The sequence below is a fragment of the Nocardia sp. NPDC004722 genome, assembly GCF_053601505.1.
In genome coordinates this window covers 1-11605 of the sequence record NZ_JBSGBY010000243.1, presented here as the reverse complement: position 1 = coordinate 11605, position 11605 = coordinate 1, and the positions used below count along the sequence as shown (strand labels likewise).

General features: G+C 68.7%; 11 protein-coding genes. 9 read left to right on the top strand and 2 right to left on the bottom strand.

The genetic code is table 11. From position 1 onward, the window contains the following. The coding region (locus ACWELQ_RS23155) for an alpha/beta hydrolase (RefSeq protein ID WP_452399133.1) at nucleotides 1–932 on the top strand (932 nt) is incomplete at its 5' end. Between the two features lie 14 nt (nucleotides 933–946). Here the strand turns inward: ACWELQ_RS23155 and ACWELQ_RS23150 are convergent. Next, entirely contained in the window at nucleotides 947–1231 is a 285-nt protein-coding gene (locus ACWELQ_RS23150) for a hypothetical protein (RefSeq protein ID WP_452399132.1), read from the bottom strand. Between the two features lie 102 nt (nucleotides 1232–1333). Between ACWELQ_RS23150 and ACWELQ_RS23145 the strand changes: the two genes are divergently transcribed. Both ACWELQ_RS23145 and map read left to right on the top strand, forming a co-directional pair. Continuing rightward, nucleotides 1334–2065 carry a class I SAM-dependent DNA methyltransferase gene (locus tag ACWELQ_RS23145; protein ID WP_452399131.1) on the top strand — a complete coding sequence of 244 codons (732 nt, stop codon included), beginning with the start codon at nucleotides 1334–1336 and terminating at the stop codon, nucleotides 2063–2065. A gap of 75 nt (nucleotides 2066–2140) precedes the next feature. Next, the gene (gene map, locus ACWELQ_RS23140; protein WP_452399130.1) at nucleotides 2141–2941 is read left to right on the top strand and encodes a type I methionyl aminopeptidase; all 801 of its coding nucleotides are present in this window, start codon (nucleotides 2141–2143) and stop codon (nucleotides 2939–2941) included. Between the two features lie 139 nt (nucleotides 2942–3080). On the opposite strand, the gene ACWELQ_RS23135 is transcribed toward map, so the two are convergent. Further along, the gene (locus tag ACWELQ_RS23135) at nucleotides 3081–4562 is read right to left on the bottom strand and encodes a hypothetical protein (protein ID WP_452399129.1); all 1482 of its coding nucleotides are present in this window, start codon (nucleotides 4560–4562) and stop codon (nucleotides 3081–3083) included. Nucleotides 4563–4765: 203 nt separating this feature from the next. Between ACWELQ_RS23135 and ACWELQ_RS23130 the strand changes: the two genes are divergently transcribed. From ACWELQ_RS23130 to ACWELQ_RS23105, 6 genes are all read left to right on the top strand, one after another. Next, nucleotides 4766–6034 (top strand): glycosyltransferase 87 family protein, encoded by a 1269-nt coding sequence (locus ACWELQ_RS23130; RefSeq protein ID WP_452399128.1) that lies wholly within the window; start codon nucleotides 4766–4768, stop codon nucleotides 6032–6034. Between the two features lie 63 nt (nucleotides 6035–6097). Continuing rightward, on the top strand, nucleotides 6098–6973 hold the full coding sequence (locus tag ACWELQ_RS23125) for an SDR family oxidoreductase (protein WP_452399127.1): 876 nt from the start codon (nucleotides 6098–6100) through the stop codon (nucleotides 6971–6973). Between the two features lie 52 nt (nucleotides 6974–7025). Beyond that, nucleotides 7026–8939 (top strand): CocE/NonD family hydrolase, encoded by a 1914-nt coding sequence (locus tag ACWELQ_RS23120; RefSeq protein WP_452399126.1) that lies wholly within the window; start codon nucleotides 7026–7028, stop codon nucleotides 8937–8939. A gap of 130 nt (nucleotides 8940–9069) precedes the next feature. Continuing rightward, nucleotides 9070–9582 (top strand): VOC family protein, encoded by a 513-nt coding sequence (locus ACWELQ_RS23115; protein ID WP_452399125.1) that lies wholly within the window; start codon nucleotides 9070–9072, stop codon nucleotides 9580–9582. 39 nt (nucleotides 9583–9621) lie between these two features. Next, nucleotides 9622–10605 carry an AraC family transcriptional regulator ligand-binding domain-containing protein gene (locus tag ACWELQ_RS23110; protein ID WP_452399124.1) on the top strand — a complete coding sequence of 328 codons (984 nt, stop codon included), beginning with the start codon at nucleotides 9622–9624 and terminating at the stop codon, nucleotides 10603–10605. Between the two features lie 208 nt (nucleotides 10606–10813). Further along, a partial coding sequence (locus ACWELQ_RS23105; protein WP_452399123.1) for an AfsR/SARP family transcriptional regulator occupies nucleotides 10814–11605 on the top strand: 792 nt, incomplete at its 3' end.

Genomic DNA, 11605 nt, shown 5'->3' with positions numbered 1-11605 from the left:
GCACCGTCGCGGTGGCGGCCGTGCTGGCGGTGTCGGCCCTCGGGGCGGCACAGGCCACGGTCGGCGCCGGGCGGGCCGCGGCCGCGCCGTCAGGCGGATACCAGGAACTGTGGGTGCCCTCCAGCATGGGGCCGATCAAGGTGCAGGTGCAGTGGGCCGCGCACGGCGGCAGTTCAGCCCTGTACCTGCTGGACGGGTTGCGCGCTCCCAACGACCACAGCCAGTGGACCTCCGACACCGACGCGCTGCGCCAATTCGTCGGGGACGACGTCACTCTCGTGTTCCCGGTCGGCGGGCACTCCAGCTTCTACACCGACTGGCTGCGGCCCAGCAGCACCAACGGGCAGACGTTCACCTACCGCTGGGAAACCTTCCTCACCGAGGAACTGCCCAACTTCCTTGCGGGCTACGGCGTTTCGCGCACCAACGACGCCATCGTCGGACCCTCCATGGGCGGCAACGCCGCGCTGACGCTGGCCGCCCACCACCGGAATCAGTTCCGGTTCGCCGGATCCTTCTCCGGCTACGTGAATCCCACCTTCCCGATGTGGAACGAGGGCATGCGCGCCGCCATGCGCGACGAGGGCAACTTCAACCTCGACGACATGTGGGGCCCGATCACCAATCCGGCCTGGAGCCGCAATGACGCGACCGTGCAGGCCGAACTGCTGCGCGGGCTGCCCATGTACATCTGGAGCGGCAACGGCGTCCCCACCGGCGCCGATATCCCGAATGGTGTGGGCAACACCATCAACGCCATGGCCCTGGAAGGCATGACGCAGACCGCCACCCAGATCCTGCGAAACCGGCTCGCGGCCTTGGGGATTCCCGCCCGCATCGATATCGGGCCCGGTACTCACACGTGGCCGTACTGGCAGGAAGCCCTGCGCACCGCCCGCCCCATGATCCTCGACGCGCTCGGCGCGCACTGAGCGCGTCTGATTCGCTACGAGGGGTTGTAGTCGCAGTCGATGTAGATCTCGTCGGCGTCGGAGGAGACGAGGTCGTAGCCGGGCACGACCGGGCACACCCAGTTGCCCGGCCCACCGGCCGCATGCCCGGCACAGGCCTCGCCCGGAGTCTTGACATGCTCGTCACCGGTGACCGGGTCGTACAGGCAAACCTGTTCGGGCACATCGGCGAAAGCCTGACCCGCGACCGGAACGGCGAACCCGGCGAAGCCGACGGCGACCGCGACCAGGGCGGCGCGGGTCCGGACGGTGAACTGCATCATCATGCTCTTTTCGCTGATCGAATCAGGGCGCAAGCACCCTAGCCCACCCACGCCCCCACAGCGACTGGACTTACGACCAGCTCCGGCTAGCCTGCCATTGTGGAAACGGGATCGAACGCCGACGCCTGGCTGGACGACACGCGCAGTTCCTACGACACCGTCGCGAGCACATACGCGGACCTCACCCGCGACCTGCTGGACGACACACCCGAAGAGCGTTCGGCCATAGCATCTTTCGCCGATCTGGTGCGCGCCCAGGGCGGGGGACCGGTCGCCGATCTCGGCTGCGGGGCAGGCCGAATCACCGCACACCTATGCCAACTGGGTATCGACGCCTCCGGAATAGACCTCTCGCCCACCATGATCGACGTGGCCCGCCGCGACCACCCCACCCTGCGGTTCGAGATCGGCTCCATGACCGACCTCGCGCTCCCGGACTCCTCGATGGCCGGGCTGGTCGCTGGCTCGCTGATGGGTGCTGGGTTGCCGGTCGATACGATCGCGGTCATGGCATTGTCCGACAGCAGCAGCGGGATCCGCGCGGTCATCAAGGGCCCGACCACCGGATACAGCGGTCAGACGATCACGCTTGATGGTGGTGAGTCGCGCGGTGGCGGTGCGCCGCTGCGCTATCGGTGGGTGCCCGATGCGGCCTTTCTGGCGGACAATCCGGAATTTGCCTCGCAGGCGGAGAACTCCGTCGTCACGCTCGTTCTGCCCGAGGTCCCTCTGCGGCTGGTTCGCAGGGTCGGGCTTACGGTTTACGGCGCGGATGGTGAGACGTCACAGCAGGTCTCGCACGGCATCGTCATCAAACCGACCCCGGTCTGATCACCGGGGTGCCGCCGGGCCGGGTGGACCGCGGTGGGATAGATTCTGCGGTCCGCAGGTTCGAGGAGGGGATTGATGGTGTTCGGCCGCAGGAAGATGAAGGTGGTGCCGTTTCGCACGCGGGGTGAACTCGATGCGATGGCCGCCGCGGGGGTGGTGGTCGGGCGGACGCTGGGGGTCGTCGGCGCGGCGGTACGGCCTGGGGTTTCGACGCTGGAGTTGGCTCGGATCGCCGAGCAGGTGATTCGCGAATCGGGGGCGATCCCGGCATTCCAAGGGTTCTCCGGGTTCTCCGAGTCGATCTGTGTGTCGGTGAACGATGCCGCTGTGAACGGGCTTCCGACCGCCGAAGAGGTGCTCGCCGCGGGCGATCTGGTCTCCGTGAATTGCGGTGTGGTGTTGGAAGGTTGGTGCAACGTCGCGGCCTGCACCTTCGGGGTGGGGCAGCTGTCCAAGGAAGATCATAGGCTCATCGAGGCCACCCGGATAGCCCTGGACTCCGGGATCGGGGCGATGTTGCCCGATGGCACGCTCACCGATGTGTCGACCGCGATCGCGGCAGGCGTTCGGGACGCGGAGCGCAAGCACGACCGCGCCTACGGCATTGTCGAGGGATACGGCGGGCACGGCATCGGCCGCCAGTTGCACATGGATCCGTTCGTGGCCAACGAACCGACGCCAGGGCGCGGGCCGCGGCTGGCGATCGGGTCGGTGCTCGCGATTCAACCCGTTCTGACGTTGGGCGGCAGCGAGACTCGGACTCGGGACGACGAGTGGACGCAGGAGACCGCCGACGGCAGCAGGTCGGCGCTGTGGGAGCAGACGGTGGCCGTCACCGAGGACGGGCCGCGGATTCTGACGCCGTGGCCGTACTAGGCAACAGGGGCTCGCAGTAATCATTGGACCGCAGTTGGCAGCAGGGCTGCGGTAAGCGGCCGGGCCGCGGTAAGCACTGGGGCCGCGGTAAGCAGTAGGGCCCGGCTGGGTAGCCGGGCCCTATTTATTTCCTGCTTGATCAGTCGAGCGAATCCTGCGGTGACAGCTGCGAGAGGATCGCGGCCAGCGGAGCGGTGAATTCCGCTGGGACAGCGGCGATCACCTCCGCTGGTACAGCCGCTGCCAGTTCGGTGGGCACCCCGGCGGAACCGAGCAAGCCCTTCACCTCCGCCGCCACCTCCGCCGCCGGGGCCGGTTGTGGCAGCGCCGCGGCGACTTCTTCGGCGATCGGCTTGCGCGCCACATCTCCTTGCAACCGCAAAGTGTTGTACGCGTTGACCCCCGAGATGATCCCGACCGGCACCCCGATCGCCAGACTTCCGATGGTGCCGCCCATCGCGCCGAGAATGGCCGCGCCGGTGAGACATCCGCCCGCGAACCCGGTCGCCGTCCCGGCCAGCGCCGCGGAGAAGGTGCCCGCGGTGCCCGCGCCGATGCCGCCGGCCAGGCACCCGATGACCAGGCCGGTCATACCGCCGAGCAGACCGCCGACCGACACCGCCAACCCGAACTGCGTGCCCACCGCGCTGTAGGCGTCATTGATGTCCTTCTGCCGCTGCACCGGATCCGGTTGCGGCTTCGCGCCGGGATCCGGTGCGGGCTGATCGTCGATGAAGCCGGTGATCGGGACGCTGGCCGGCGCCTTGCACACCGGATCCGGCAGGTCCACGGCATTGGTGACGGACTTGTCGCTCTCGGGCCGTGAGCGCGACGGCAGCGGCGAGATCGGCACCGTGCCCAGCGGGCAGGGCACGGCGGCATTGGGCCACAACGCCATCGGCGAGCCGAGGGTCAGGGTATTGCCCATGACGTAGCGGCCCTGCGCGTCGAGCACCTGGAAGTTGTTGAGCAGCTGCAACTGTCGTTCGCCGTCGGGACCCGGCTGCAGCGGGTCGGGTCCGGTGCCGGGGGCTTGCACCAGCAGTGAGCCGATCGGCGTGGTCAGGTAGCCCGACATGTCGGTCAGATCGCCGGTGTAGACGACGCCCTGCATCACGCCGACGGTCACCCGTGACATGCCCTCGCGAATCGCCTGCTCGTGCGGCGTCAGATCCGCCATGTTCCCCGGGGGCGGCGGTGGGATCTCGCTCCCGAACGGCACATGCCGCAGCGTGCTGCGATCCTCGCCGAGAATGAGGTTCCCGGCGTGATCACGCAGCTGGTAGTGGTTGTTGCCGATCAGGCTGACCGCGACATCGGGGCCGTAGATGGTCGACAACCGCCGATATGCATTACTGCGCAGGTAGACGTCGCTGGTCAGCGGCATATCGTTCTCGCCGCACAACGGGTCGCGGGGCGGGATGGGGGCCAGCGGATCGTCGGCGTCGGGGGTCGGCGGGCAACTCAGCAGGATCTGATCCGCGCCCGGCTCGTCCGGGAACAGGCTGGTCTGGGGATCCGGCGCATCCACCGTGAGCGGGGTCGCGTGCGCGGAGACCGCGGTGACCACCGCGGTCAGCGCGGCCAGGACCGAACTCAGCGCGACGGGGACGACTTTCATGGAACCTCGCAATCCATGGGGCACGTGGGAACGAACCGGGAAGAACTGCAGGTGAGAAAGATTTCGGCGTAAGGCTAACAAGCCGGGACACCGTTGCCCGGGAGCCGGACATCGGCTGCGAGCCACCGCGGCCGCCCCCGCGTCCACAGCCGGGGTAGGTGCGGGTGCGCGCCGCGACGCGAGCGCCGATAAAGTTATCGCGGATGAGTTTTTCTACCGCTGTTGAAGTACCGAAGTCGCTGGACCGCCGTCTCGGGCGGGTGATGTGGCTAGTTCCCGCATTCTGTGTGGCCGTGACCGCGCTGTGCCTGATGCTGCCGGTGTGGCCGTTCAAACAGATCACGGGTGGGTTCATCGACCTACAGGTGTATCGGCTGGGCGTGCAGACGGCATGGCACGGCGGGGACATGTACGGCCAGCTGCCGCAGACCACCATCGGGATCGGGCTGCCGTTCATCTATCCGCCGTTCGCCGCGCTGGTGCTGTCGCCGTTCGCGTTCCTGCCGTGGGACGCGGCCCGCTACGGGTTCTTCCTGACGTCGGTCGTCGCGCTCGCGCTGTCCTTCTATCTGGTGGCGCGCCGGGTGTGGCCGGGCGAGGACCGTCAGAAGCTGGCGCTGTGGGTGACGGCGTGCGCCACCCCGCTGGGGCTGCTGCTCGAGCCCGCGCATTCGACACTGGACTTCGGGCAGGTCAATCTGCTGCTCATGGTGCTGGTGGTCGCCGACTGTCTGACCGAGAAACCGAAGTGGCGGCGCGGCATGCTGCTCGGCATCGCGGCCGCGGTGAAGCTGACACCGGCCGCCTTCGTGCTCTACTTCCTCATCCGGCGCGACTACAAGGCCGCCGTCACCGCCGCGATCACCGGGGCCGTGGCGACCGCCATCGCCTTCGCGGTCCTGCCGCACGCGTCGATGAAGTACTGGTTCGGCGGGCTCGGCAATGTGTCCGGGCTCAGCGGCTCGGCCTTCCACACCAACCAGTCGATTCAGGCCGTGCTGGCGCGCTTCGACATCCACAAGCCGCTGCTCACCATCCTGTGGCTGATCCTCAGCGCCGCCCTGCTGGCCCTGGTGGTGCCCGCCATGCGCCGCGCCGCCGACTTCCCGCCCCTGGCCCTGAGCATCAACGCCGTCTTCACCCTCCTGGTCTCCCCGATCTCCTGGTCCCACCACTGGATCTGGATCGCCCCGGCGCTGCTGGCCATGCTCGGCTACGCCACCCAGCTGCCCAGGCGTCGCGCGGCGGCGTGGTATTTGATCACCGCGATCACCATCGCGATTTTCGTCTGGGGCCCGCAGAACTGGCTCCCCGACGGCGAACACCGCGAAACCCACTGGACGCCATGGCAGCACCTCATCGGCGACACCTACGTCTGGTTCAGCGTCCTGCTGGTGGCCCTGTTCCTCTACAGCACCCGACGCCCCCAATCCACCGACGAACCCGCGACCCTGGCCGCCGCGGAGCAATAACCCCACCCGAATAACGAATTCTCGTGATGTGGGGGTGGGGTGTTTATCGCGAGCATTAATGGCATGAGCAGCACAGAGATTCGTCAGTCCAGCCAGACCGTTCTCGTCACCGGGGCTACCGGGGCCGTGGGGCGGCATCTGGTCACTACTCTTCTCGAGCGTGGGGTGGCCGTCCGCGCTTTGACCCGCAAGCCCGAGGACGCGGCGTTGCCGGAGGGGGTCGAGGTGGTCGCCGGGGATTTGGGGGATGACTCGACCCTCGGGGCGCGGGTCTTCGACGGGGTCGATCGGGTCTTCGTCTTCCCGGCTCGGGGCGTAGATGTGTTCATGGATGCGGCCGTTGCCGCGGGGGTCGAGCGGTTCACCGTGTTGTCGTCGCTGGCGGCGGCTATGGAGTTTCCGCGGGATCACGGGTCGGCCAGCCAGATGCACCACAGTGCGGTCGAGGCCGCGGTGACCGAGCGGACCGCGGGGTGGACTATTCTGCGGCCGGGGACGTTCGCCAACAATCTGCTGGAGTGGCGGTTCCAGATTCGGTCGGGTGCGCCGATTCGGGCGCCGTATCTGGAGTCCGCGCAGGCGCCGGTGCACGAGTTCGACGTGGCCGAGGCGGCGGCGGAGACGCTGTTGTCGGATGAGTATGTGGGGCAGATCATTCCGATCACCGGGCCGCAGGCGCTCACCCGGGCCGAGCAGGTCGCCACGCTGGGCGCCGCGATCGGGCGGGAGATCGCGCTGAGCGAGATCACCGCCGACGAATTCCGTTCCGAGATGGCGCAATACATCCCGCCGCCGATCATGAAGATGCTGCTGGACTACTGGAGCGACACCGTCGTTACGCCGGATCGAGCTCGTCCCGTCACCCCGGTGACCGGTAAGCCGGGTCGCACGCTGGCGGAATGGGCCGCCGATCACCGCACCGACTTCATGATTGTCTGAGACAATATGGGCTAGCTTGTCGGCTTGGACGCTGATGTCGAGAGGACGCCCCATGACTGCTTCGATAACGCCCGCCACCGCATCGCTGCCGCCGGACGCGCGCTTCGATATCGGGCCGGAGCAGTACCCGGCGGTCCATCTCGACACCACCGTCGCCATTCCCATGTCGGATGGAATCGTGTTGTGCGCGGACCTGACTCGGCCCGCGTACCGCCGGGCCGAGCCGGTGGCCGACGCGTTTCCGGTGGTCGTGAACTTCACGCCCTACAACCGGCTGGGCAATCGGTACGCGGCGCGGATGGCGGGCCTGGCGCGCCGCGCCGGACGGGCGGTGCGGGCCTCGGATCGGCGACGCTTCACCGGGCGGGACCTGTTGCACACCCCGGCCGGTGGCGTGATGGACGTGTGGGCGACCAACCGGACGCTGGTGTCGCGGGGGTACGTGGATCTGGTGGTGGATGTGCGCGGCACCGGATCCTCCACCGGCGCTTGGGATTTCTTCAGCCCACGCGAGCATCTCGACTACGTCGAGGTGCTGCGCTGGGTACGCGAACAGCCATGGTGCGACGGGCACATCGCGATCACCGGCATCTCCTACGGCGGTATCGCCGCCCTGATCACCGCCGGGCAGCGGCCCGAGGGCCTGGACGCCGTCTTCGCCATCGTGGCCGGGGAGGATCCGGTCCGCGAGCTCGGGCTGACCGGCGGCGTGCCGACCCCCGGCATGGCGCTGTGGCTGGCCGCCGTCGACGGCGCGAAGTTCCTGCCGTCGCCGCGCGGCCTGATCCGCAACCGGCTGGTGCGGACCTATGTGCGCGATCGCCGCGCCGATCCGTTCAGCGGACTGGGGCGCGCCCGCGCCATCGTCACCACCGACGGCCATCCGGACGGATTCCTCAATGACGAATGGGCGCAGCGGCTTCCGGACCTGGAGCGGATCACCGCGGCGACCTGGATCCACGGCGGCTGGCACGACGTCTACAACCGCTCAAACTTCCGCATGTTCGACCGCCTGGGACTCGACGGCGGCGCGAAACAGGTGCTCGTCGACGACGGCTATCACCTGAGCATCGGCGCGGGCTTCGGCGAGCCCGGCAATCCCGCGAGGTTGGACGAACTGCAATGCGCGTGGTTCGACAAGTGGTGCAAGGGAATCGACAACGGCGTCGACGGGTACGGCCCGGTCACCGTGCGCCGCCAGGGCGGTGGTGGCTGGATCGCGCGCCCGCGCTTCCCCGATCCGGCCGTGACGGTGCGCAGGCTGTATCTCACCCCCGAGCCGAGCGGGTCGGCGGCGCACGCGGGAACCGATGCGGCACTGAACGATACGCCGCCGGAGGACCTGACCCGGCTGCCGCTGCCGACCGGTCGCGGCGCGTTCGCCTCCAGCAATACCGCGCTCATGACCATGGGTGTCACCACCGTGCTGGGCCGCCGTTTCGGTTCCGACGACCGGCGCGCCGAGGCCACCGCGGTCACCTTCACGACCCCGCCGCTGACTCAGGATCTGGTGCTGTCGGGCCCGATGAATCTGCACCTGTGGGTGGAAACCGGTGGCACCGAGGCGTTCTGGTCGGTCACGGTCACAGATGTCGAGCCCGACGGCCGTTCGGCGGCGCTGACGCGCGGCGCGCTGCTGTCGTCCCTGCGTGCCGTCGACGAGAAGAACAGCACCTACGTCGACGGCGAGCTGATCTTCCCGCTGCACACCCTGCGCGCCGATACCGCACTGCCGGTGGTGCCGGGCGAGCCGTTCGCGATCGATATCGAGATCAACCCGACCGAGGCGGTGTTGCGCGCCGGTCACCGCCTGCGAGTGGCAGTCGCGCCCACCAGCTTCCCGCGCCACTTCCTCCCCCCGGCCATGAAGCGAAAAATCAACGGCCAGACCATCATCGTCGACCCGGCCCACCCCAGCGAACTGCGCTTCCTCTCACCCACGCCCGCCCCGCACCGGCGAGACTGACAGCCTCCCTCGGACCGGCTTCCCGATCGCCGGTCGTGCCGGTTCCGAACCTGCCAGGGGTCTGCCAGCGGTCGGGTGCAGGCTGGGCGGACCGGTGGGCGGTCGCCGGGTTAGTGCGAGGAGTAGCGGTATGAGTATGGTGTCCGGGCCGATCTTCCAGATGGCATGGGTTGTGGAGGATCTCGACGCGGCCGAGCGGGAGTTCGGGGAGCGGTACGGGGTGGAGAATTGGGTGCGGATTCCGGGTATCCACTTCGCGCCGGAGACCTGCCGATTCCGGTGTGCGCCTGCGGATTTCACTATTGATTCGGCGCTCGGTTACGCCGGTGGTCAGCAGGTGGAGCTGATCGTTCCCGTGTCGGGGGAGAGTCTGTACTCCGAGGCGCTCGCGCGGTCCGGGCCGGGGCTGCACCACTGTGCCTGGGTGCCTGCGGATTTCGATGCGGCGCTGGCCGAGTTGAAGGCCGCGGGTACGGAGATTCTGCAACACGGCGACTTCCCCGAGGTCGGGATGGAGTCCGTCTACTACTCCGGCGGCCCGCTGGGCTCCTACGTGGAGCTGCTGCGGCTGGAACCGCAGGTGCGCGCGATGTTCGACGGGATGGTGCCCGAGGGCTTCCACAACCCGTGGCCCGCGGGCTGACCGGTTGCCCAGGTCGGCCGGACACCCCAAGCTGGAGCGGTGTTCGAGACAACCGACAATGTGCTGCTCCCGCAGTCCGTGCTGCGGCACGCGGTCGACGCGGGCCTCGATGCGCGGCGGCTGGCCCGCGAATCCGGGCTGCCGGGTTGGTCGTTGGGCGGCGGCGAGGAGTACCGCGTGCACAGCGCGGGGTACCTGCGGACCTGGGAAGTGGTGGAACACGGGCTCGGGGACGCCGACGCCGCGCTGCGGATCGCCGAACGCTATGTGATCGGGCAGGTCGGGCTCTACGACTATCTGTTCACCACCGCGGCCACCCTGGGTGAGGGGCTGGCGCTGTGCGGGCCGTTCGTGGGGGCGATCAGCACGAACTTCTATTTCGAGCCCGGCCCGGAGACCGACGACGAGGTCAGCTTCGAGGTCACCATGATCAACGGTGACGGGCGGGGACGGGAGCTGGCCATGCAGTGGGCGCTGGCGGCGATCTTCATGCGGGCCCGGCTGGTCACCACCACGCCCGTGCGGCCCGCGCGGGTCGCCTTCCGGCAGCGCGCGCCGCGCGACCGGGAACGGCTGATCGACGTATTCGGAACCACCGCCATCGATTTCGACGCACCGGTGGACGGCATCACCGTGCGCAAGGCGGATCTGGAGACGCCGTTGCGCACCGCCGATCCGCGGCTGGGCGGGATCCTGCGCGCGCACGCGGCCGCCACCCAGCCGGTGCCGCCGCAGCGCGCCACCACCTGGACCGATCACCTCGCTATCGCGATCGCCCTTGCGCTGGAGGACAATTCGGCCACCGTCGACCGGGTGGCGGCGCGGCTGTTCATGAGCCGCCGGACCCTGCAACGGCGGCTGTCCGAGCACGGCACCACCTGGCGCGCGGAACTCGAGCGGGCCCGGCGGCACCGGTACGAGGTGGCCGCGGCCGCCGGTATCGCCGGGGCGGACCAGGCGGCGCTGCTGGGGTACCGGGACGCCCGCTCCGCCCGGCGGGCCGTGCGTCGCTGGTCCGACTGACGTCAGGCGTTGCTGGACCACTGACGCCACGCGTCACCGGACCGGCTGACGCCTGTGCGGCGAAGTTGGCACGTTTTTGCCTTGCGGATGGCACATTCCGCCCTCCCGGCACGCTCGATGAGCCGTGAGACTTGCGGAACGGGGAATCGAATCGAATGGTGTGACGTCGAGCGAGGCACGTGTGGGACAGGTAAGACTCCTTGGGGCAGTGGGGATTTCGGTGGAAGGGACGGTGCGGCGGGTCGGTGGCCCGCGCGTGCGCACGCTGCTGGCGCTGCTCGCCCTGCAGCCGGGCCGGGTGATCGGTTGCGACAGCCTGATCTGCGGCATCTGGGGTGACACCCTGCCCGCCGACCCGGCCAATGCCTTGCAGACTCTGGTGAAACGAGTCCGCGCGGTACTCCCGGCCAATGCGGCGGTCGAGTCGGCCGCGGGCGGCTACCGGCTGCGGATCGACCCCGACGACGTCGACCTGCACCATTTTACCCGCCTGGTCGCGGCGGGCATCGACCACGTGTCTTCCGCCGAGCCTGCCCGCGCCGCCGAAACCCTCGACGCGGCCCTCGCGCTCTGGCGCGGCACCCCGTTGGCGGACCTGCCCGACAACGCCGACCTGCACTGGCACGCCGACCGCGTGAACCAGTCACGCCTCGAGGCGATCGAGGCCCGGGCCGACGCGTACCTGGCCCTCGGCCGCAGCCGAGAGGTCCTGAATTCGCTGGAATGGGAACTACGCCACGACCCGCTCCGAGAGTCCTTGGCCATCAGGCTGATCCGAGCGCTCATCGCGAACGGCCGCTGCTCTCGAGCCCGCGAAGTCTTCGCCACCACCAGAAATCACCTGCACCACGACCTGGGCGTCGAACCGACACCCGAACTCCTCGCCGCGGCACAGCAAATCGGCGGCGGGGTGATGGTTAGACGAAGACGGGTTCGTGTCGGAAGTTCTCGACGCACTCGTAGATGGAGGGGACTTCGCCGTGCCAGCCCTTGCGGAAGT

Excerpts from the sequence above, each read along its gene's own strand:
- ACWELQ_RS23150 (WP_452399132.1), bottom strand. The coding sequence starts at position 1,231 with ATGCAGTTCACCGTCCGGACCCGCGCCGCCCTGGTCGCGGTCGCCGTC.
- map (WP_452399130.1), top strand. The coding sequence starts at position 2,141 with ATGGTGTTCGGCCGCAGGAAGATGAAGGTGGTGCCGTTTCGCACGCGG.
- ACWELQ_RS23135 (WP_452399129.1), bottom strand. The coding sequence starts at position 4,562 with ATGAAAGTCGTCCCCGTCGCGCTGAGTTCGGTCCTGGCCGCGCTGACC.
- ACWELQ_RS23130 (WP_452399128.1), top strand. The coding sequence starts at position 4,766 with ATGAGTTTTTCTACCGCTGTTGAAGTACCGAAGTCGCTGGACCGCCGT.
- ACWELQ_RS23125 (WP_452399127.1), top strand. The coding sequence starts at position 6,098 with ATGAGCAGCACAGAGATTCGTCAGTCCAGCCAGACCGTTCTCGTCACC.
- ACWELQ_RS23120 (WP_452399126.1), top strand. The coding sequence starts at position 7,026 with ATGACTGCTTCGATAACGCCCGCCACCGCATCGCTGCCGCCGGACGCG.
- ACWELQ_RS23115 (WP_452399125.1), top strand. The coding sequence starts at position 9,070 with ATGAGTATGGTGTCCGGGCCGATCTTCCAGATGGCATGGGTTGTGGAG.